The 21,330-nt window shown below is 49.6% G+C and carries 19 protein-coding genes; 5 read left to right on the top strand and 14 right to left on the bottom strand.

The annotated features are described in order from the left end of the window. Positions 1-182: 182 nt before the first annotated feature. From CVV44_07195 to CVV44_07160, 8 genes are all read right to left on the bottom strand, one after another. The gene (locus CVV44_07195; protein ID PKL39997.1) at positions 183-635 is read right to left on the bottom strand and encodes a hypothetical protein; all 453 of its coding nucleotides are present in this window, start codon (positions 633-635) and stop codon (positions 183-185) included. A gap of 40 nt (positions 636-675) precedes the next feature. Continuing rightward, positions 676-1,137: a hypothetical protein gene (locus CVV44_07190; GenBank protein PKL39996.1), complete on the bottom strand. Its 462-nt coding sequence runs from the start codon at positions 1,135-1,137 to the stop codon at positions 676-678. 29 nt (positions 1,138-1,166) lie between these two features. Further along, positions 1,167-2,204: a hypothetical protein gene (locus CVV44_07185; protein ID PKL39995.1), complete on the bottom strand. Its 1,038-nt coding sequence runs from the start codon at positions 2,202-2,204 to the stop codon at positions 1,167-1,169. Further along, complete coding sequence (locus CVV44_07180) at positions 2,201-4,474, bottom strand: CoA-binding protein (protein PKL39994.1); 2,274 nt, start codon at positions 4,472-4,474, stop codon at positions 2,201-2,203. The genes CVV44_07185 and CVV44_07180 overlap by 4 nt, the downstream gene beginning before the upstream one ends. Beyond that, complete coding sequence (locus CVV44_07175) at positions 4,353-6,287, bottom strand: acetyl-CoA hydrolase (GenBank protein PKL39993.1); 1,935 nt, start codon at positions 6,285-6,287, stop codon at positions 4,353-4,355. Before CVV44_07175 ends, CVV44_07180 begins: the two co-directional genes overlap by 122 nt. Before the next feature lie 162 nt (positions 6,288-6,449). Then, complete coding sequence (locus CVV44_07170) at positions 6,450-7,100, bottom strand: DNA-binding response regulator (GenBank protein ID PKL40141.1); 651 nt, start codon at positions 7,098-7,100, stop codon at positions 6,450-6,452. Positions 7,101-7,143: 43 nt separating this feature from the next. Beyond that, positions 7,144-8,766: a hypothetical protein gene (locus CVV44_07165; protein ID PKL39992.1), complete on the bottom strand. Its 1,623-nt coding sequence runs from the start codon at positions 8,764-8,766 to the stop codon at positions 7,144-7,146. Positions 8,767-8,848: 82 nt separating this feature from the next. Next, positions 8,849-9,379 carry an acyltransferase gene (locus CVV44_07160; GenBank protein PKL39991.1) on the bottom strand — a complete coding sequence of 177 codons (531 nt, stop codon included), beginning with the start codon at positions 9,377-9,379 and terminating at the stop codon, positions 8,849-8,851. 364 nt (positions 9,380-9,743) lie between these two features. On the opposite strand from CVV44_07160, the gene CVV44_07155 reads away from it, so the two are divergent. From CVV44_07155 to CVV44_07145, 3 genes are read left to right on the top strand one after another with little or no spacing between them, the layout of a single operon-like run. Continuing rightward, entirely contained in the window at positions 9,744-10,025 is a 282-nt protein-coding gene (locus CVV44_07155; protein ID PKL39990.1) for a DUF503 domain-containing protein, read from the top strand. After that, the gene (locus CVV44_07150; GenBank protein ID PKL39989.1) at positions 10,025-10,801 is read left to right on the top strand and encodes a twitching motility protein PilT; all 777 of its coding nucleotides are present in this window, start codon (positions 10,025-10,027) and stop codon (positions 10,799-10,801) included. The genes CVV44_07155 and CVV44_07150 overlap by 1 nt, the downstream gene beginning before the upstream one ends. Beyond that, the gene (locus tag CVV44_07145; protein ID PKL39988.1) at positions 10,801-11,460 is read left to right on the top strand and encodes a hypothetical protein; all 660 of its coding nucleotides are present in this window, start codon (positions 10,801-10,803) and stop codon (positions 11,458-11,460) included. Before CVV44_07150 ends, CVV44_07145 begins: the two co-directional genes overlap by 1 nt. On the opposite strand, the gene CVV44_07140 is transcribed toward CVV44_07145, so the two are convergent. Continuing rightward, positions 11,450-12,583, bottom strand: coding sequence for an acetoin utilization protein AcuC (locus CVV44_07140; protein ID PKL39987.1), 1,134 nt, complete (start codon positions 12,581-12,583; stop codon positions 11,450-11,452). The two genes, CVV44_07145 and CVV44_07140, sit on opposite strands and share 11 nt — an antisense overlap. A gap of 104 nt (positions 12,584-12,687) precedes the next feature. Next, the gene (locus CVV44_07135; GenBank protein PKL39986.1) at positions 12,688-12,909 is read right to left on the bottom strand and encodes a hypothetical protein; all 222 of its coding nucleotides are present in this window, start codon (positions 12,907-12,909) and stop codon (positions 12,688-12,690) included. A 212-nt stretch (positions 12,910-13,121) separates the two neighbouring features. Between CVV44_07135 and msrB the strand changes: the two genes are divergently transcribed. After that, positions 13,122-13,661: a peptide-methionine (R)-S-oxide reductase gene (msrB, locus tag CVV44_07130; protein PKL40140.1), complete on the top strand. Its 540-nt coding sequence runs from the start codon at positions 13,122-13,124 to the stop codon at positions 13,659-13,661. A gap of 102 nt (positions 13,662-13,763) precedes the next feature. Beyond that, positions 13,764-14,306 (top strand): hypothetical protein, encoded by a 543-nt coding sequence (locus CVV44_07125; GenBank protein PKL39985.1) that lies wholly within the window; start codon positions 13,764-13,766, stop codon positions 14,304-14,306. 60 nt (positions 14,307-14,366) lie between these two features. Here CVV44_07125 and CVV44_07120 read toward each other — a convergent pair whose 3' ends face one another. The 4 genes from CVV44_07120 to CVV44_07105 form a co-directional block, all read right to left on the bottom strand. After that, positions 14,367-15,485, bottom strand: a complete 1,119-nt coding sequence (locus CVV44_07120; GenBank protein PKL39984.1) for a hypothetical protein — start codon at positions 15,483-15,485, stop codon at positions 14,367-14,369. Positions 15,486-15,755: 270 nt separating this feature from the next. Further along, positions 15,756-16,826, bottom strand: a complete 1,071-nt coding sequence (locus tag CVV44_07115; GenBank protein ID PKL39983.1) for a hypothetical protein — start codon at positions 16,824-16,826, stop codon at positions 15,756-15,758. Positions 16,827-17,037: 211 nt separating this feature from the next. Next, positions 17,038-20,163 carry a hypothetical protein gene (locus CVV44_07110; protein ID PKL39982.1) on the bottom strand — a complete coding sequence of 1,042 codons (3,126 nt, stop codon included), beginning with the start codon at positions 20,161-20,163 and terminating at the stop codon, positions 17,038-17,040. 278 nt (positions 20,164-20,441) lie between these two features. Then, positions 20,442-21,053: a TetR/AcrR family transcriptional regulator gene (locus tag CVV44_07105; GenBank protein PKL39981.1), complete on the bottom strand. Its 612-nt coding sequence runs from the start codon at positions 21,051-21,053 to the stop codon at positions 20,442-20,444. Positions 21,054-21,330 lie beyond the last annotated feature (277 nt).

Genomic DNA, 21,330 nt, shown 5'->3' with positions numbered 1-21,330 from the left:
TTTATATCATAAACAATGTTTACAATAGTTAACTTTGTTTATGATACTGTCAAGATTTTTTGCAGGGGAAAATAAAAAAATTAAAGTTCACTTGAAGTTGTTCAGGATGGGCTAAAAGGTCTCGGCCAAATAGTGTTTTATGGAGGTTTCCTTATATCTTGGGTGGTTTGAGAGTGATACTATCAATGATCCAGGGGGGTGGTCAAGCTGCTGAAATGATCTGTCAGGAGTTCGTCAATTTCGGTGTCACCATGCAGAATTTTATGAACCACCTCTATTATTGTCTCCGGGGACTGTTGTGTTGACATATAGCCCGTGGCTCCGGCCTGGAGTGCCAGTTTAGCATATACCGATTCATCGTGCATGGAGAGCACCAGGACGGGGATTTCGGGGCAGGCTCTGCGGATTTCGCGGATAAGCTTTATTCCGCTTCCATCCTTCAGGGATATGTCGGCGATGACAAGATCGGGCCTTGTCTGCTCTATGAGCTGGAGGGCCTTCAATGTAGAATCGGCATACCCGTAGACTATGATGTCATGCTCGTGATTGAGCAGTTGTTCCAGGCCCCTGCGGAAAACTGCGTTGTTTTCAACGATGAGGACACGGAAGCGATTATTATTTTTTTTATAAACCATATATCAGCCGCATGATATTTCATTACACAAGGGATTTCAGTCAAATACGTAATCCCTTGTACATATCTTCATATCCTCTGAGCATATAATTTGTCGCCCGGTCGAAAAAGAGAACAACCCGATTGTTCAGGTCCACCGCTTCCTTGTAACTGGTCAGGTCGTTATAGAGTTTGTCCATAACAAAGAGCCAGAGATGTCTTTTCTGAAGAACAAGGGCCTTCTGCACCTGCGGGAAGGGTATGCCCTGGTTGAAACGCTCCTTCCCCAGTTTTATATAGTGCTCTTTTATTTTGTCCTTGGGGTATGCCTTGGCAATGAACTTGGAAAGATCGCGGTATACGACATCACTGCCCTCATAGACATGGTCCCGATTCAGGCTCCGATAAGCGGAGGTATCGGCATTTTTGATGAGATCATTCATGAAACGCTCGGTTATTTCCTGGTGCTCCTCTTCTATCAGTCGGACGAATGAATTGAACAGAATATTCGCATTTTTAAGCATGCCTCTTCTCCTGAAAAATGAATTAACGATTATCCGATTATATCCTCAACCCTGACATATTTGGTAACGAGCTGTGAAATAAATTTTATACGTTCCTCGTTGTCGGGGGTAAGCAGGGCCTCCATCCTGTCGATTTGCTTTGAAACCTGGAAAGTGTCGGTTGAGACCAGAAGCAGCGGCACATTTTTTTCCGTGGCCCTGGCGATGATATTTGACGGCGGAAGAAGATTGTTCGTTAAAACTATTCCCACCGTATCGCTTTCCAGAGCGGCCAGGATCATATCACTCCGATCACCACTGGTGATGAGAAGCTTGTTCTCCTTGTTGAACAGTGGATTTCTCAGTGATTCGCCCGTGGACATGGCCCCGACAAATATGTTTTTTACGATGTTGCTGAGTCCCTTTTCCCCGGCTATGACCTTTGCGAACAGTTTTTCCGAAAGAAAATTTACGGAAAAATAGGTAAGCTGTTCCCTGAATGGTATTATACCGAGAATGGGGATGCCCATGTCCGTGATGACCTTGCTGTGGGAATTTTCGAAGTCGTCCACATCATGAACATTGTTGATGATGATACCGGCGAAATCCACGTCCTTCAGGTTGATATTTGAATGAAGGTGGGTGATATCGTCGAGGATCTGGTCGTCGTCGCCGCTATAAACGATAATGAGTTTCCCACCCACGTACTGGTGAATGGACAGGGAATCGAGGTGCACCGAGGCGCCGTAAGTCAGGTCGCGCCCCCCTTCCACGAAGAGGAGATCCTTGCCCTTCCCGATGTTCGCGGCCATGGAAACGACGGTTTCCTTCATGCGGGCTTCATCATAGACATATTTCAGCTTGGAATGGTTGAAACCCAGGGAAATGGTTTCGGGGTCTTCATCTATTCCCAGAATATTTACCATCAGGTTGGCATCATAGTCCCAGTTCCTTTTCCTTTTGTATATCAGGCGGTCTCCAAAGGGTTTCATGTAGCCGTACGCTTTCCCCAGGGATGTGGCAAGTCCTACTATTATGCTGGTTTTACCCGCTCCTTCCCGCGCCGATGCGATGGTTATGGTCTTCATAGATGCTCCTCCTTTGCGTTGCTGATTAATATACGGGTGTCAACGGCCTTTAATCCTTTATTCTGTTCATAGACCATGACCGGATTAATTTCTATATCGGTGATTCCGGGACAACGGTAAAGGATGGTTCCCACTTTCAGTATGGCGTCGATGATGGAGTCAATATCTTTCTGTGCCTCTCCCCGGACGCCCATGAGAAGCGGAAAGGATTTGATATCCTCCAGCATGGACCGTATCTCCCGCCTGTTCAGGGGCAGGGCCCTGAATACAACATCTTTCATGATCTCTACGTAGATGCCTCCCAGTCCGCACATGACAACGGGCCCGAAAGAGGGGTCCCGGCGAGCGCCGATGATAAGCTCGGTCCCGGCCTGGACCATCTGTGTCACCTCGATGCCGTCGATCCTGGCCGCGGCATTGTAGTTTTTACAGTTCTGGATTATGGCTTCATAAGCGTCGATGACTTCATTCCTGGCGAGCAGATTCAGGGCCACACCCCCGGCATCACTTTTATGAAGGATGTCCCGTGACACCACCTTCATGACCAGGGGATATCCCAGGTCATCGGCAAAGTTGACGGCCTGATCCAGGTTATGGGCTATCCTGCTCGAGGGAATGGGAATTTCGGCCGACTGCATGACCGCTGCTCCTTCATCGGAGAGAAGAAAACTACGCCCGTCATGCCGGACTCCGTTTATTATCTGATCGATCCTGGACGTGTTGACATGGGCCCAGTCAACGGTATCACTGCGTTCCGCCAGATAGTGACGGTAGCGATAGGAAACGGACAGGGAGGATACGGCCTGGTCCACATCGCTGTAAACGGGGATATTTTCCTGTTTCAGCGCACGCATAGACTCATCTATTGCCGAACCGCCCACCAGGGCATACACGGCGGGTTTTCCCGAAGCCAGGTGCTTTTTATAGGTGCCGCGAATCATGGGGGTGAGATTTTCCGAATCGAATGTGGCCGTTTCACAGTACAGGGCGATGGTGCTGTGAATGGCATCGTGTTCCGCCGGAGCGCTGAGCGCTGCGGTATACTCCGCCGATGCTGCTCCGCCTGTAATATCAATGGGATTTTTGGTGGAACCGAAGGCCGGTGTTGAGTCCTCAAATACGCTTTTAAGCGTTTCCTGGTCGTCGAAGAGATCGATGCCGTATTTCTCGCAGGCGTCGGTGGCCATAACTCCGATACCGCCGCCGTTGGTAACGATGACGCAGTTGTCTCCCCGGGGAAGCGGGGAACTGGCAAGAAATTTGCACCAGTTGAAGGCCTCCTCCAGACTCTCGGCCCGGAGCGCTCCGCATTGCCGAACGATGGCGTCGAATATCTCGTCGGAACCGGCGAGTGAACCGGTATGGGACGCGGCGGCCATGGCCCCCCTTTTGGATCGCCCCGACTTCAGAATGATCACGGGCTTTATAGCCGTGGCATTTTTCAGGGCCTCGATGAATCGTTCTCCTTTTTTAATGCCTTCAATATATATGAGAATAACCCTGGTGTTGCTGTCCGATACGACGTAGCTGAGACAATCGGCCTCGTCTATATCGGCCTTATTTCCCAGGGATACCATGGCTGAAAGGCCCATGCCGGTCACGGCGGTCTTTCCTATCATGGCGATTCCCAGGGCACCGCTCTGTGTCAATATGGCAACGTTGCCATGGACTATTTTTGTCGCGGAAAAGGTGGCATTGCAGTTGGCCGCACCGGAGTAGGCGCCGAAAATGTTGGGACCCAGTACCCGCGTCCCCTTGTCCCGGGCATAGGCGGTGATGCGCTCTTCCATCTCGAATTCTCCTATTTCGGAAAAACCCGAGCTTATGATCTGGACTATTTTGACGCCTTTATCGGCGCATGCCTTAACGGCATCGAAGACCAATCGTGCAGGCACACATATGGAAGCAACGTCAATGGGGCCTGCGACATCGCTTATATCTGCATAGGATTTAATGCCGATAATTTCCCCGCCCCGTGGATTAATGGGATATATGTTCCCCCCGAAACCGCCCTCTTTGAGGTTACGGACAACGCTATACCCGATTTTCCCGGGCTGTGCGGATGCTCCGATAACGGCAACGCTTGACGGTTCAAACATATATTTCATGGTGTTCATTGAATCCATGGTCCCTCCTCCGGACGGTACATCAGACAGCCGAAAGCATCTGCTCTCGCCTGGATACGCGGTTTTCCATGAAACGCATGGTGAGGTTATATACGCCGTCCTCAATTTTTTTCTCCAGGGCGGGAAAATGGTTTTCAAAGACATGGAGCATAGGCCTGTTTTCGGTCAGGACGTCGGCGGTAAAGCCCAGTAGCCCTTCTTTCTTGGCGAGTACGGTGAGATAATTCAGGAGTTCCGTACCGATGCCGTTGTTCTGAAAGTCATCCCTGACGGCAAAGGCCACCTCGGCCGTGTGCGTGTGTTCTTCATTGATGGTCTGTCCAAGCCCGACGACGATTTCCTTTCCCGCACTTTCCAGCGTGGCAAGAATAGTCATCTCAATAGTGTAGTCGATGATAACAAATTCCTGCCTCATCTTGTGGGGGACGTCCCTGCGTATGGTCATGAACCGGCGCTGCAGGCTTTTGTCGGACAGGGCATAAAAGAAATCCTTGATAAGGGGTTCATCGTTCATTTTTACGGGGCGCAGATTGATCTGCATCCCCGAACGCGTTGTCCTGATGGTCTCAAGATGTTCGGGATATTCGCCTTTTTTCCCTGGAATGAAGGCCTGATCATGGTAAATGATCCTGAGACGTTTTGCTTCATCGATAAGCCAGGGCCGGAATTTCGGATGTGCTATGGCTATAAGGTCCATGGCGCGCTCGCGGATATTTTTACCGTGGATGTAGGCAATGCCAAACTCCGTTACCACGTAGCGGATATCGCCCCTGTTAAGTGTCACGCCGGCGCCGCTGTCCAGGAAAGGAACAATACGGGAAACCTCGCCGTTTCTGGCCGTTGACTGGAGGACCAAGATGGTCTTTCCGCCGGGAGCCAGGATCGCTCCGCGCATGAAATCGGCATGCCCGCCGATGCCGCTGTAGAATGTGCTGTTGATGGACTCCGATGTGGACTGGCCTGTCAGGTCTATCTGCAGTGCGGCGTTGATGGCAGTCATGTTATCCAGCTGAGCGATATTCAGGGGATTATTCGTATAGTCAATGGGCCTGAATTCGATAAGGGGATTGTCGTTGAGAAATTCATAGGTTTTCCGCGACGCCATGCAGAACGATGCCACGGTCTTGCCCCTGTTAAGGGATTTACGGGAGTTATTGATTACGCCCTGTTGAATCAGTTCCACCATGGAGTCCGTGAGCAACTCTGAATGGACTCCCAGGTTTTTTTTAACTGCAAGATTATTAAGAATGGCGTTGGGCAAGCTGCCGTACCCCAGCTGAATGGTGTCACCGTCATTGATAAGTTTTGATACATAGCGGCCTATCTCCTGTGCCACGTCTCCCGGAACCCGGGGGTTGTACTCCAGGAGCTCCTCGTCAAAGGGGACTATGTAATCAATGGCTCTCATGTCGAGAAAAGTGTCCCCGTGGACCCTGGGCATGTTTTCATTGATCTGCGCAATAATTATTCTGGCGTTTTCGATGGCCGACTTGGTGATATCCACGCTTATGCCCAGGCTCACGAGGCCATGTTCATCGGGCGGGGATGTCTGAATGAGGGCCACGTCAATGGTGATTCGGCCGCTGTTTATAAGGCCAGGTATATTGGAGAGAAAAATGGGAGTGTAATCCGCCATGCCGGCGTTCACGGAATCTCTGGTGGCATCGGCCACGAAAAACGAATTATGCCTGAAGTTATAGCTGAACTTTTCATCGGAGTAGGGCGCCACACCCAGGGACCATACATGCATGACCTCAGTTTCGGCGAATGCCTTGGGATTGGAATCAACATAGTTACTCAGGGCCTTGATGAGGTACTGGGGTTCGCCGCACGCGGTGCTGATAAAAATGCGGTCGCCGCGATGGATATTGCTGAAGATATCCTCTTCGGGAGCGAATTTCTCAGGGTATTTGTTTTTCCATTTGTCGAGCCACCTTCGTTCAGAATTTCGGGCCATTGTGTATTTCCCCCTGATCTTAAATTTAAGATATGTTATGCCGGTAATGATTGCAATGGGTGAAGGTATATTTTGTCAGTAGAGATAATTCTTTTTTTGGTATGGGGGTTTCCCCTATATTTTCATGGGTATGTATTGATAAGACCAGTCTGCCTGCCGATGTTAAGTTGTCTGATTTCTCTGGAGCCATAGCGTTGCCTGCTGTACCAGTTCAATAGCGCTTTTCAGATTCAGTTTCTCCTTTATGTGTGCCCGGTGATTCTCCACGGTTTTTACACTGATATGAAGCTTGCTGGCTATCTGCCGCGTTCCGAAGCCCTGTCCGATGAGTTGAAATATCTCCAGCTCCCGGTCGGTGAGCTGGTTGACGGGATTATTGTCCTCTTTGGCGCGGCCGTCGAAGAAAAGATTGAATATCCTCGTGGCTATATCGTTACTCACGTAGACATTGTTGTTCAGGACATGGTGGATGGCCTTGAGGATTGTTTCCGGGGCTTCCTGTTTCATTATATAGCCCTTGGCCCCGGCCCGGAGCGCCCTCTCGGCATAAATTTTTTCATCATGCATTGATATAACGATAATTTTCATTTCCGGGAAGCGGATCTTTATATCCTTTATAAGCTCGATGCCGTTCCTGTCCTTTAGCGTGATATCGACGATAACGAGATCGGGCTCCAGTTCCTTTACTATGCGGAGGGCCTCGACGGAGTCCTCGGATTCGCCGCAGACGGTCATGTCCTTTTCATTATTGATGAGCTGTGCCAGCCCCTTTCTGAAAATGGGGTGGTCCTCGACCAGGACTATTTTCGCGATTTTTGAATTTGAAAATTGTTTTTCATGCATGGGCGGATCTCTCTTAATGCCGTGGAGCGTTTATCTCGTGTTTTTTCATCAGACAGGATACACTCGTCCCTCTGTCCATATTGGGGCGAATATCGAGTGCTGCATTGATTACGCGGGCACGATACTTCATAATATTTATCCCCATTCCCTTTTTCCTGTCAAGAAGCTTTTCGATGCCGATGCCGTTGTCCCGGATCTGCAGGGTTATAAACCCGTCCTTTTCGAAGATGGCCACGTCAATTTTGTCGGCCCTGCTGTGCTTGATGGCGTTGTTCACGGCCTCCTGGGCGATGAGGTAGAGGTGTGTCGTGGTGATATTTTCCGTTATGTGAAGCGAGTCGTCGTGCTCAAAGGTGCATTTGATACTGAATACTTTTTCAATGTTTGAAGTAAGGTCCTCCAGTGCCACGATGAGGCCGTCAGTATCTATATCCACCGGGCACAATCCCTTGACCAGGCGCCGCGTATGGTTTATCCCCTGGGTTATGAGCGCATTTATTTCCTCCACGTCCTTCGCTTCATCGATGAGGTGTTTTTCCTTCAGTTTTTTTTCCAGCAGGTTCATCATGAATTTTACTCCCACAAGGTGGGGACCCAGGCCGTCATGAAGATCATTGCCTATCTTCTGGCGCTCCTGTTCGCTTATACGAATGATATCACTCTCCAGCATTTTCTGCTCCGTGATGTCCATGAAGGATGCGATGCTCTTTTTCGTATCGGGAATGATGTCGAATGTACCGTAAATATCCTTAATGTTGTTGTAGCGGTCGATGAAATGAAACTCGTAATTGCGCGGCGCTGCGTCGGAATCGATTCTCCTGATCCGGTGATATTCCCGCATCATTTCCAGGTCTTCCTTGGCGATAAAATCCTGCCAGCTCATTTTTCCCTCTATTTCCTCCCTGCCGTAGGCAGACAGCTTCTCAAACTCGATGTTGGCGTAGTTTATGGTTGTATCCTCGTCGATGAGAATAGTGGCGTTTCCCGTCGTTTCAAAGATCGTCCGGTAAAATTTTTCCGACTGGTGGAGCCTTTCCAGCGTCTCGTTCTGATTGGCTTCCATCTCGATGTTGTAATATTCGAGGGCGATATCATTAGCCACTTCAGTGAAAAGGAGCTGCTGTTCCGGCTGCATCTCTTCACCGCGGTTGATGCTTACGGAGAGAACGCCATAGACATGATTGTTATATTCTATCCGTGTTGTCATTGTTCCCGGTTTGTCACTTTCATCCTCGTGATTTTTTGCCTTGGGCAGCGGCGCCTCGTTTATCATGATATCGGGCCGTTTTACGGCCTTTTTAATGAAATCGCTCAGCGTTGAGTCGGCCCTGCGTTCCTCCATATCCGGCAGGAACTGGGAATTGCCGGTATGGGCGAATTCCTTGGTCAGACCACTGCCGTCGGTTGACGCCATCCAGCAGCTCAGGTAGGCCTCGCCGTCCGCCAGGGACCTACAGATATCTATGGCCTCCCATTTGTTTTTTTTCTCACGGAAAATAAGCAGGTTGAGATTGCGGATGGCCTGCAGCTTCGCATTGAGCTTTTCAATGTTCGAGCAGGCGTTGTTCCTGCAGGGATTTTTCTTGTCGGTTTTCTTCATGGTACCGTCATACGGGATATAGCTGATCAGGGACATGCCCCGATTTTGCTATTGTAATGCAAACAGGAATATTTTCAAGTATAAAAAACAGTCCTCGGCAGCGGGATTGACGGTGGAATTACTTTTTACCCGATTCGCCGAGATAGCGTTCATAATTGGCCAGCACCCCTTCCCGGTTTCGTTCACCTATTTTTTTGTTGTTGAGATAGATGCCCCACGGCTCAAGGTTTTTTGTGATGGTGGAGCCAGCCCCGATGGCGGCACCTTCTCCAATAGTCACTCCCGGCAGGATTACGCTGTTGGCCCCCACGGATACAAATCGTCCGATTGAAACCGGGGCACGGTAGGGATTCCGGTATTTCTCATCGATTGTGGGATTGCCGAATCCCCAGTCCTTGAAATCATCGGTACTGGCGTAGATTTTGCTTCCCTGGAAAAGCCCGACGAAATCACCGATTTCAATAACATCCCCCCCGCTGATAAAGACAAAACTGGCGATATGCACATTATTGCCTATAACCAGCCTTTTATTGGCATAGATATAGGTGAAGCTGTCGATGATGATATTTTTGCCGAATTCAATATTACTTATACCGCTGATCTTGGCAGGGTGATAGATTTTTACGCCGGCAATTCTGCGTCTGAACATGACAGTCCTCCAATATGGCGATTATGTGAAAAGTGCCAGTTAACTATGTATGACAGTCATATCATAATGTCAAAGGCTTTTCACTTTTTTTTTGAACCTGGCCTTTTTTTCCCCTGCTCCGGCATCCCCGATCATCCTTAATGCGTGACGGAAAGGAGATGAACTATGTCTGGCTCAAACTGATTCTAATATATATTCGAGAACGGATAATAGCAATGGGGCTGATGCCCTCCCATGTATAGTAAATCTGCTAAAGACTTCATGGGGGAAAGTCCCATGGAACGATTTGAGGATCGCCGGGGAAATCCGTAATGGAGGTGAAAATATTCTTGCATGAAGCGGCAGGGGATGCTTTCTTTTGTGTATGTTTATCGGGCTTATACACATGGATTTTCGTCTCGAAGGCTGTCGTTCCCTGAAGGAAAAACGAAGCCGTATGTCGGGACTCAGGAGGCGCTTCGGCAGGATGTCCCACATCGCCCTCTGTGAAAGCGGCTATCAGGACGAGCACATGAAGTCGCGGTGGTCCTTTGTCATCGTGTCCCTGGACAGGAAGGGACTTGACCGGGCCGTTAACATTCTGGAGAAAGAGGCGGAAGAAATAGTGGATGCCCTGTTGACCGGCATCACAAGGGAAGAGCTGTAATGTATGGCGTGACCATCCGTTTTTATGAGGAACTCAATGATTTCCTTGATCGTTCCCAGAGAAAAATAGACATACCTTTCACTTTCACCGGGAGGCGTTCAATAAAGGACCTCATTGAGTCCTTCGGGATACCCCATGTGGAGGTGGACCTGATCCTGGTGAACGGTGAGTCGGTTGACTTCGACCGCATTGTTGAGGACGGCGATAGAATAAGCGTGTATCCCGTGTTTGAGCGTCTCAATATACGGAGCGCGACACGGCTGCGGCCCCATCCTCTGCGGCAGGTTCGTTTTGTGCTGGATGTTCACCTGAGGAAACTGGCGCGTCGATTGCGTCTCCTGGGATTCGATGTGGATTACGAGGCGGGGCGCGATGATGATGAACTGGCCTTCATCTCGGACCGTGATTCGCGGCTTCTCCTCACCAGGGACCGTCAGCTCCTCATGCGTAAGATAGTGGACCGGGGGCTCTATGTACGGAACACGGATTCGGAAAAACAGGTGAGGGAGGTGCTGGACCGTCTGGATATCCGGGACCTGTGCAGGCCCTTCAGCCGGTGCCTGGAGTGCAATGGCCCCATGGCCGTGTTCGATTATGAAGAAAACCGTGATGTTCTTGAGCGCCATGTTCCCCCCGGTGTCCTGGAGTGGTGCCGTGAGTATTACCGGTGCGGGCAGTGCGGAAAATTGTACTGGAAGGGGAGTCACTATGATAGGCTGGAGCAAGTGATTGAAGCCATAATGAACCCCGATGCCCCGGATGGCGAGGATGGGTAGTGGATACAAGTAAATTTTCAATACTGAACTATATTCCCCATGAAATGGACATGAAGATAAAGAATCCCTATCTTCATCGCGTTCTGGCCATCATCGGAAAAGCGCGTGAGAACGGTGAAGACCTGGTTCGCAGGCTTCTGGAGAACCGGGAGGAACTGGTGACGGATTTTGCATTTTCCATTCCCTGCTACGATATACTGGCATGCATGGCCCGGTATGCACCCATTGTGGAAATCGGTGCCGGCAGCGGGTACTGGGCCTATTGCCTGTCCCAGATGGATGTCGGTGTTACGGCCATCGACCGGTTTCCTCCCCAGGAAGCGAGCCCCTGGGAACTGGACGCGGCAAACCGGTGGTATAACGACGCATGGTATCATATCGATGAGGGTGACGAGCGAAGCGCCGCCCTGTACCCGGACCATTCCCTGCTGCTTTCGTGGCCGCTCCTGGATGATCCCATGGCCCTGGGTGCGCTGAAGGCCTACCGGGACGCGGGAGGAACAAGGCTGCTTTTTCTCGGCGATGCCGGACTTGCCGGCGACCGGGCATTTCATGATGAGCTGAAAAGGCATGATGTCATAGAACGGCATCATCTGGCGGGATGGCCGGGATTCCACGAGGAGCTGATTGTCTGTTCGCTCGATATGTTCAGGATTTGAGCAGGGGGATATTCTCTTTCAGGAAAGCGGTTACCTTACGGGCATGGTCCATGCACTGTTCCTTTGTGCTGCCTGTGATCGTGAAGGGTGCATCATTGAGGGAACCCGAATGTGCTTCGGGGCCGAACATCATGCCGCCAACGCTTCCGGCGAAGTTGTCCTCGGGCTCGATGTCGCAGAAAAGGGACCAGGCCAGGGCCCACAGAGATGCTGTTTTAAAGACGTTATAGCCGCCGCCGCCCGTAGCAATAATGCGGTCCGAGAGGCCGTTTATAGTCTGTATGATTTCCTTGTAGGCATTGCTTGTAAGGTTGAGGTGCGCCAGGGGGTCCTCGCGGTGTGCGTCACCTCCCACCTCCACGAAGATCAGGTCTGCATTGAACCGCTCGAGAAGGGGCGGTACCAGTTCGCGAAAGGCATAAAGGTACACCTCGTCGTCGCTGTTTTCCATAAAGGGAATGTTAACATTGTAACCCTCGCCATCTTTTATCCCCGTCTCATCCTCGAAACCGCTCCAGGGATAGAGGGTTTTTCCCGATTCATGGAGCGAAATAGTCAGCACTTTGTCCGATGAATAAAAAGCATCCTGGACCCCGTTGCCGTGATGGGCATCGATGTCTATATAGGCGACCTTTTTTCCCCGGTTGACGCATTCCTGGATGGCAATGGCGATATCATTGATGTAGCAGAAACCCTCGGCATAGTTGCGGCCGGCATGGTGGAAGCCTCCCAGGGGATTGAACACGAAGCGGGCCTCGCCGTTGAGAAGCATCATGGCCCCCTGCCATGTGCCTCCCGAGGCCTTCAGGGCGAAATCCAGCATTCCCGGCATGACGGGATTGTCGGGATTGCCTATGCCGGCTTCGAGCATCTCCAGGTTGAATTCACCGCTGTTGCATTTTTTAAGCAGGTCAATATAACGCCGTTCATGAAAAAGGAGGAGCAGTTTTTCATCGAGGGGTTCGGGCATCAGAATTTTCTGGTTAGGCTCATACATGAGGGCATAGCGATTCAGGAGATCCATGAGCTGACGGGCCCTGCCCGGTTTGAAGGGATGGGTCGCGCTGTACTGGAATGAGGCCAGTTCGTCGGAATAGAAGAGTATGTGCATTCCCTGTTTCATGGGGTATGTATGAGAAATAAAGTTTAAATATACAGGACGATGATAAATATACAGAAATTTCCGTCAAGGGATAATTCTGTTGCGGTGATGAATAAAACAGACGGCTATTTCCCGCTGTTCAGGGCCATGATAGCCGTTTTTTCTTCAGCCGTTAGAAGGGCCCGGTCAGCCATCCTGGTGACATTTTTCACCCAGTCCGTTTTTGAATAGGCATTGGGATCAGGAAGATCATGGCACAGCCCGCATTTTTTATTGAAGATTTCGCTGCCTGTATCAGCCGCTGCGGCAAACAGGCTGACTAAAACAACGATGATAATGGTCGTCATATATCCTGCCAATTGTATCCCCGTATTTTTCATGTAAGCCTCCAATAATGGTATATAGTTTGTTGAAGAATAGCATGCGCACTTGGAAAAGTCAATGTATAATCCTGTAAAATACCTGGTGTAACATTCGCGAAGTGATTACATCATATCACACACCTGTTTGCTCAGAGCAAAGGGTTTCTATATCCTGAAGAAAGGATGTGAGATATATGATGAGAAAAGCTGCATTAATGCTGCTGATACTGCTGGCCATTGGCCTGACGAGGTGCGATATGAAAAAGGAGACCAGGCACATGGATGCCACGGATGAAACCGTAACGGTGTATGATATGGAAACGGGGTCTATGAAGGCCGTGAAGAAAATAGAGAAATCCGACGCGGAATGGAAGACCCTTCTTCCCCAGGAGCAGTTTGATGTTTTGCGGCGCGGTGGTACGGAATGCGCCTTTACCGGTGAGTATGATGCGATGAACAAAAAGGGAATATACCGGTGCGCGGCCTGCGGCAACGACCTGTTCCGGTCCGATGACAAGTTTCATTCCGGCACGGGCTGGCCCAGCTTCACACAGGCAGTCAATAACGGCAATGTGACCCTTCGGGAAGACCGCTCTCACGGCATGGTGCGCAATGAGGTCCTCTGCGCCGTGTGCGGAGGGCACCTGGGCCATGTCTTTAATGACGGCCCGGCCCCCACGGGTAATCGATTCTGCATGAACTCGGCGGCGATGAAGTTTTTTCCGGAAAAAGAATAAATCCGGGATACCTTAAATAAAATATCGCCACAGCGGGATTAGTTGAACGATTCCACTTAAATACTAATTGAAAAAATTAACCGCTTCACAATCATTGTCTTTATGACGATTATCGGAATAATTCAAATATCAGCGCTTATCATTTCCCTTCCTGTTTTATATGTGTATCATCGTTATGCGAAGCGGCGGTGGATATGGATACTGGACGCCAGTCTGGATTATCACCGTAATCATCTCTCCGTCATGCAGAAGGACCACTCTCTCTCAGACAAGAGCCGTGAGCTGGCCCGGGGCATGCTGTGGATACTGGATAAACAGCTCATGAATGATCTTCGCGCCGGGCATGTGAACCTGCGAGGTGTATTAAGGTCCATTTTGGGTATGGGCACCTCGCTGCACCTTTTAGGAGAGGTTTATTACCAGATCATCCGCTACCGGTGGCATGTCGATGACCGCGTCCCCCGTCTTCTCAATACGCTCACGGGCACCTGCTACCGTTATTTTCTTGTGCATTCTTCCCTGTCCGTTGTCGCTCTTCTGTATATGGACCTGGAATGTCGTATTTTAATGACGGGAGTTATTAAAAAAGGATCCCGGCTTCTCTACCGGGACCTGGAAAGGGAAAGGATGGCGTTGAAAAATTGACGGGCTCCGGCCCTTCCATGAAACAGGCACAGAACCCGTCTTTTAAGACGATGGGAGTTATTAAAAAAACACGCCGAAATCTCTCAGCTCATCTTCGTCGACGCCGTTCAGGTTATTCTGGGGAAGGGCATCGGCAATGGGCACGGCAATTATGTTCCTGCTGTGTATCGCCGTCATGAGTCCCGATTGTCCCTGTGACAAAAGATCCATGGCTTTTCTCCCGAAGCGCTGTCCCAGGTTGATATCAAAAGCGTTGGGTGCCAGGCCGCGCAGAGCGAAGCCGATATTGGACTGACGGATATTGCTGAGCCTGCAGCCCAGTCCCAGGGAGAGCAGGCGCTGTATGATAATGCCGGCACCGCCCAGGCTCATGTTGCCGTGAGGATCGTAATCGGGCTCCTCGGAGAGCATGGCTTTCAGAACCTGGTCTTTCGCGTCAGGAGCCAGGGCCCTGCAGACCAGGGGATCTTCCCTGTTAAGGCGGATGCCCTCTGATACGATTATGTTGACGAAACCCTTTTCTTTCTTGATCCGTGCAACCCGTTCCACCAGGGCGCCGAGACTGAAATTTTTCTCCGGCACCAGGATCAGGTCGGCGCAGGTTCCCACGCCGGTGAGGAAGGCAAGCCAGCCGGCCTCGCGGCCCATTACCTCGTTAATCGAGAGACGGGCATGAGTTTCGGCTGAAACCGCCGCACTGGTGAAGGCCTTTGTGGCGAATTCCACGGCCGTGTTGGCCCCCAGCATCCAGTCAGTACAGCTGATGTCGTTATCTATACTTTTGGGGACGGCGATGACGGGGATTCCCAAATTATGCACGCCCAGAGCTGTTTTTATCGTGTCATTCCCGCCCGTGGCTATTATGGCATCAATGCCCAGCCTGCGGCAGTTGGCCCGGATTTTCTCCGGCGCCCACGATTTGTTTTTTTCCGAGAAGGGGGCGAATCGTGATGATCCCAGGATGGTGCTGGGCGTGTTGAATATTTTTTTTGCCAGGCCTTCACCGAGCTCAAGGCAGTAATCCTCCATGTTGTCGGCGGTCAGACCTTCGAAGGCTTTTTTTATGCCTATAAAGGTCGCGCCATGTTTCCGGGTGCCGGAGAGTATGGCCTGGGCCAGGGCTGCATTGATGCCGGCTGAATCTCCGCCGCCGGTGAGAAAGGCAATTTTCATCATCATCCTCCTGGAACGTCAAATGGTTATGGTGGTGCGAATTTATTGTTATCCCAATAATTAATGAGTGAATGCTCACTCAAAGTAGACATATATAGAACAAGTTTTCCCTGTCAAGGAATAAATAGAGTAAGGAATTGATATCTGCGGATCGGTTTTTAGAGAATGTTACTATCGGCATCAGGGCTCTGTCCCCGGGGAAAAGACCCCCATATTCCGGTTTTTCCCGGGGGGACAGAGGGGGACAGAGCCTCAAATATGGTATGAATAATGATGTTATTCTGCCAGTTTGTGGTTGCCGTTAAGCCCGAAGGGAATATGATAATAGCTTAGAGCCTGTCGGCTTGCCCGGCTGGCGAAGCTTTTATTGTCGTTGAAGACAGCCTTGAGGACCTCGGGCATATTTATGGAAACACCCACGTAGACAAAGCGTTTTGGTTTAACAGCAGGATTCATTTCCCTGTCGAACTTGGTATAGCCCCGGGTAAAATAGCCGAAGTCAATCATGAAGTACTTCATGAATTCGGGAATATCGAAGCCCAGATACTCAAAGCCGGCCAGCTTGAAGCTCGTGAGGAATTTCCAGCCCGAATAATCCAGGGCGAAGAGGAAGCTGTCCTCGGGGTGTTCTGTCACGTAATCCGTTGGTGAGTATTCCACGCTCAGGTTGAAAAAGGCATCCAGGACAGGGAAGCGTTCCATCATGCAGCCGATGAAGATACCCGTGGAGTCGGCCACCAGGTCCTCCCAGGCGAATCCGGCGCTCGTAGCATAGGCATCGCCCACCTCGATGGCCAGGCCTACCGATGCGGGAATCAGGATTGTGTAGAGCCATTTAATGGGGCGGCCCTGCTCCGTATAGTTGAAAACATTATAGCTGGCCCGCGTTATGGTGTAATGGGACCAGAGATGCCCCATTTTGTCAAAGCCACCGTACTGGGTGTTCTGGCCGAAAAATCCCTCGCTGCGCCAGATCCAGTGGTCGCTGCTGCCCCAGTCCCAGGCCTTGAACGCGAAGCCGAAGGTGAGAAGGGGTACGCCGATGAGCACGGAATAGCGCGCCAGGTCCCGGTGTGCTTCATCGTTTGAAGCGACCGATCCGTTTTTGGAAGTTTCATTGGACGTGGTCCCGGTTTTCTCCGCTTCTTTTTTATCCTTGTCGGCAGCTTTATCCGTTTCAGTCTGCTGCAGCACCGCGCTGTTAATTGCCTTAACCAGGGACATGGGCATGGACATGGCAGTACCGGGAATTGAAAGAATGAGGGTGACAGCAAGTATGCGGGTTTTCATGTTGGTTCCCCTTTTTTGAGTTTTAAGTATGTTGTATGCGCCATTTTGTCGCAACATGGGGAGGGAGTGGGGGATGTCGAATTGAGCCTGTCCTGTGCTTAGTCCCTATGTTGACATGGTAGTAACGCTGAATCATACATTTTCAAAAAATTAATAAATCTATTCAGGGGAGATTTTTTGTCAAGGAATTAGTGAATAAACAGTCGCTATTTGACTATTAAAACTAATGGTGAATCGGGAGGGTATACCGGTATAGTCTGCGGGAGCATCAATTGATGGAATTATTGATATCAATCTCCTGGGAGAAATTTGCTTCGGTATTTTTAGATTCCCGGGCGATATTGTTGTACTGTATAAAATCGTTTTCACAGTTGATAAAAGCCTGTACAACGGTTTCGTCAAAGTGCGTAGCGGCGCTTTTCTTTATTATCTGTGCGGCCGTGTCGTGGTTGAAGGCGTCTTTGTAAGGCCGCTTGCTCGTCAGGGCGTCATAGACGTCGGCGATGGCAACGATGCGGGCAGACAGGGGTATTTCATCGTGTTTGAGACCCTTGGGATACCCGGTGCCGTCCCACTTCTCATGGTGGTAGTAGGCCACTTCCTTGCCCAGGTTCAGGTAGGACCTGTTCTTGATTTTCTGTTCCGCTTCGTGTATTGTGTCGCCGCCGATAATGGTATGGTTTTTCATTATTTCGAATTCATCGACGGTGAGTTTGCCGGGCTTGTGCAGTATCTGGTCCGGTATTCCCACCTTCCCGATATCGTGAAGGGGACAGCTGCTCACCAGATCTATAATGTATTCATCGGAGATGTAGTTCTTGAAATTATTGTAGGAGGACAGCTCGTGGGCCAGCAGTTCCGTATATTTCATGATACGTTCCAGGTGCGAACCGGTTTCCCAGTCGCGGTATTCCGTCAGTCTGGCCAGGGCGAGAATGGTGACCTGCTGCGCCTGGTTCAGCTGATGTATCAGTTCATTCGACTTGGCCTCCAGATTCACCTTTTCCGATATATCAAAGAAGAAGGCCACGACAATAACGGGATTTCCCTTCTCATCCTTCATGACCGATTCTACGTACATGACCATGACGGGCTCGCCGCTTTTTGTTCTCAGCATTATCTCGCTGCTTTTCTGGTCGGGCTGGTCGGGCCTGATTTTCCCGAATCCCTTGAGCAGGTCGCCTGTGCCGGGAACGATGAGATCGCGGATATTACGGTGTAACACCTCTTTTTCCGCATAACCCAGTATTTTTGTGGCTCCCGTGTTCCATTTTGTTATGGAACCCTTGAGGTCCGTGGTGACTATGCCGATCATATCGGTCTGTATTATCTGTTCGTGGATGGAGGACATGGTTCGAATTTTCGATTCCAGTATTTTTTTGTCACTGATATCCTTCAGAACTATCTGGATGTCCTTTGATGCCGGTGACGGACGGCTGATGCTTATTTCGGTCCATATGACGGTTTCGTTGAGGCCGGTAACCTCCATCTCCATGGACCGGGAATCCGTCCCCTCCTCATAGGCCGCATCAACGGCTTTCTTCACGGTAGGACCGTCTTTTTTGGAGAAGAAGTCATAGATGTTCAGGTTGCTCAGATCATCGTCGCTGGAACCGGTTTTCTCATAGAATGATTTATTGCATAAACGGATATTGCCGTGATGGTCGCAAAAGGTTATCATGTCCGGTGTGGATTCGATTATGGCCCGGTATTTTTCCTCCGATTCCACGAGAGAAGCGGCACCCTTCCGGTGGCTGATTTCTACTGCTGCAGCATTGGACAGGAGCTGAAAGTATTCGAAATTATTTTCCAGGATGTCCAGTTCGGCGAGAACGGCTATGGCGCCCTCAGCCCCTTCCTTGGCTTCCAGGGGGAAAATAATTATGGACAGGCCGTCGCAGAGAGCGGCAGCGCGGGTGATGCTTTTTTTCTGTTTATCGGGGAAGCAGGAAGTGAAGAAATCGGAAACGCCGTCCTGGCCGATGAAGAAGATGGGATTGACCATATCTACGGATACGCAGAAGGGATTTTCAGGATTTTTTTTCAGGCTGAAACACGATCCTTCCATGACGCCCTGGAAAATATCGTCGAGGTTCATTTTTTTGCTTTCGGGAAAGATGCGGGCCACCTTCATCATATCGCCGTCATTTATGACAAAGGCCGCGGCCCGGGCCCCCAGTTCCATGTAGCCCTGGATAATTTTTTCCAGGCTTTCTTCCCCGTTTTTTTCGGCTTCAATGCCGTGGACGGTGTTGACAAGCGTCCGCAGATTTTTTTCTTTTTCCTTGAGTATATCGATTTTCTGGGAAACTTCCAGCTCGAGTTTTTTGTTCTGTTTTTTTATCTGCTTGTCTTCAATGGCCTTTTCTGTGATGTCCTCGATGGTCTGCATGACGGCGGTTATTTCACCGTTATCAGACATGATGGGAGAAGTTTTCAGCTTGTAATAGAATATCTCGTTGTCCCTGGTGATTTTTACTTCACGGGCGATAGCCTTGCCGGTCTCGAAGGTTTCCTTGACTGAACAGGTTTCACAGAAGTCGGACTTGCACTCATCGGGCATAATATCGCGGCAGACGGTGTTTTCTCCTTCATTGAAGCCGGGATACCAGGCCTTGAAGCGGCTGTTGGCCTCGATTATCTGTAAGTTCCTGTTCACCACATAAATGGGAAGCGGTGTGGATTCGAATATGGCCCTGAATTTTGATTCCGATGTCGAGGCCCGGTAAATGTTCAGGAAATTGCGGTAGCTGCTGCCGATGATCCGCGCGATGAGCGTCATGAGACGGATCTCGTCCTGGAGCATGGTCTGCCGCGAACTGGGCACCAGAAGATCAAGGGTTCCCACGAACTGGTTGTCCGATTTAACGGGGAAGATGATGAGTTCGTCGGTGTTATCCTGTTCGATGAGCTGGTCCAGATTCTGGTTGCTGTAGAGCCTCTGCAGGATAGTGCTCATGGAGAGAAAGTATTCGAAGAAGTCTTTCTTATCGATGCTCCTGGTCTGCAGTATATCGTCATTGCACGGAATGTTCTTCGTTTTAACGATGATGCCGCCCATGAGGGGATTGATGATATTCTTATGTTTTTTTTTCAGTTCCGCCAGGGGCATTTTTTTTACTATATTAAGTTCCGAGAGTTCATCATTATGGGCCATGCCCGGTGTACTCAGGCGGCCCAGATCGGCGTTCACCATGAGGTATTGGGTTCCCCGCTCTTCAATGGTGAGGGAGAGGCTGAAAATGGGAAGGCCGGCATTCTGCAGAACCGCTCTTGCATCGGTGATGAAATCCTTTATGCTTTTAGCGTTTTCGATACAGTTGGTGATATCAATAAGCAGTTTCGTGTTTTCTATGTCGGATAGACGGTTAAATTCTTTTATTTTTCCATTCATGTTCTGTCACAACCGAAAATATATGTTTTTATGTATCACCGAAGACAAGCGAGTTGAAGCATTCTGTGTGTATATGGCAATATCCGGCTCTCTTTCTTCCTGTTTAATTTTTCGGTTAATTTATAAAATTATTTTACATTTTAATTTGTGTAGGAAGATTTTATCGTCTTATCTTATCCTATTTTTTGTCAAGAGATGAGACATAATATCCCTGTCGCTTGCTTACACGACAATGCTTTAAATGTCAAGCAGTTGTAATAAAAAAATGACCGGACGGTTTATTTTTCCGAATTATTGAGAAAAAGTCTGGTGATGTTTCGGCCGATCCGCTGGCGATGTTTTAGAATATCGTCCTCGTTTTTGCCGGGATGGTTTCTGAAGGTGGCCACTATGCCTACGAGTGTGGAAAAGAGAGTGTGGGAATTGAAGCGGATATTCCCCTTTGCCCTTATTTTTTCGAAAATTGCATCAAAATCCAGAAGAAGCTTTCTCTCCAGTCCTGTCAGTTTATCGAATACATCCGTATCAACGGAACCGTCGAGGAAAAAATGCATCATCATGCGGAAATACTGGTCATTCCTGGTGAAATAATCGATGAATTCTTCCGTGACCTTTTCAAAGGCGCCGTCGTCGGACCCGTCGACAATTTCGTGGAGCCTGGTGAAGATATCCTTTGTCCCCCGCACAAAGGCCTCAACAAAGAGGGACTGCTGATCGGGAAAGTAGCGGTAAATGGATGCCGGTGATATTCCTGCTTTTTTGGCAATATCACGCATGTTTACCCGGTTAAAGGGCTTGGAAGCAAACTCTTTTTCAGCCGCGTCGATTATAATATTGCGGCGGGCGTTTTTTTCTTTTTCTTTCAGTTTTGTGAAGGTGCTGATTTCCATTCCCCGGACCTTGTAATTCTGATAACATTCAGTACAATGATTTTTATTTACTGTATGTTTTTAGCATCCTGTCAAGAAACAATTTTCTGCGGTGCATGATATGGCGAAACGGGGCCCGCAATAATAACTATAATTCTGCGTACTGTAAAAAGAGGTCTCTCTCTGTCAAGTCGGTTTGTTTAAGAAAATATCTTCCCTCCCTTGACTGCCGCCGGGCAAGAGTCTATAATGGACGTAAGGGTTTCTCTTTAAACCATTAAAAAATACCGTGGAAAGA

The sequence above is a fragment of the Spirochaetae bacterium HGW-Spirochaetae-1 genome (assembly GCA_002839375.1).
GTDB lineage: Bacteria > Spirochaetota > UBA4802 > UBA4802 > UBA5550 > PGXY01.
This window is presented reverse-complemented; position numbering and strand designations above follow the sequence as displayed.

Excerpts from the sequence above, each read along its gene's own strand:
- CVV44_07190 (PKL39996.1), bottom strand. The coding sequence starts at position 1,137 with ATGCTTAAAAATGCGAATATTCTGTTCAATTCATTCGTCCGACTGATA.
- CVV44_07195 (PKL39997.1), bottom strand. The coding sequence starts at position 635 with ATGGTTTATAAAAAAAATAATAATCGCTTCCGTGTCCTCATCGTTGAA.
- msrB (PKL40140.1), top strand. The coding sequence starts at position 13,122 with ATGAGAAAAGCTGCATTAATGCTGCTGATACTGCTGGCCATTGGCCTG.
- CVV44_07110 (PKL39982.1), bottom strand. The coding sequence starts at position 20,163 with ATGAATGGAAAAATAAAAGAATTTAACCGTCTATCCGACATAGAAAAC.
- CVV44_07120 (PKL39984.1), bottom strand. The coding sequence starts at position 15,485 with ATGATGATGAAAATTGCCTTTCTCACCGGCGGCGGAGATTCAGCCGGC.
- CVV44_07155 (PKL39990.1), top strand. The coding sequence starts at position 9,744 with ATGTTTATCGGGCTTATACACATGGATTTTCGTCTCGAAGGCTGTCGT.
- CVV44_07165 (PKL39992.1), bottom strand. The coding sequence starts at position 8,766 with ATGTCCCTGATCAGCTATATCCCGTATGACGGTACCATGAAGAAAACC.
- CVV44_07180 (PKL39994.1), bottom strand. The coding sequence starts at position 4,474 with ATGTCTTTGAAAACCATTTTCCCGCCCTGGAGAAAAAAATTGAGGACG.
- CVV44_07105 (PKL39981.1), bottom strand. The coding sequence starts at position 21,053 with ATGGAAATCAGCACCTTCACAAAACTGAAAGAAAAAGAAAAAAACGCC.
- CVV44_07185 (PKL39995.1), bottom strand. The coding sequence starts at position 2,204 with ATGAAGACCATAACCATCGCATCGGCGCGGGAAGGAGCGGGTAAAACC.
- CVV44_07125 (PKL39985.1), top strand. The coding sequence starts at position 13,764 with ATGACGATTATCGGAATAATTCAAATATCAGCGCTTATCATTTCCCTT.
- CVV44_07175 (PKL39993.1), bottom strand. The coding sequence starts at position 6,287 with ATGGCCCGAAATTCTGAACGAAGGTGGCTCGACAAATGGAAAAACAAA.
- CVV44_07160 (PKL39991.1), bottom strand. The coding sequence starts at position 9,379 with ATGTTCAGACGCAGAATTGCCGGCGTAAAAATCTATCACCCTGCCAAG.
- CVV44_07150 (PKL39989.1), top strand. The coding sequence starts at position 10,025 with ATGTATGGCGTGACCATCCGTTTTTATGAGGAACTCAATGATTTCCTT.
- CVV44_07140 (PKL39987.1), bottom strand. The coding sequence starts at position 12,583 with ATGAAACAGGGAATGCACATACTCTTCTATTCCGACGAACTGGCCTCA.
- CVV44_07115 (PKL39983.1), bottom strand. The coding sequence starts at position 16,826 with ATGTTGCGACAAAATGGCGCATACAACATACTTAAAACTCAAAAAAGG.
- CVV44_07135 (PKL39986.1), bottom strand. The coding sequence starts at position 12,909 with ATGACGACCATTATCATCGTTGTTTTAGTCAGCCTGTTTGCCGCAGCG.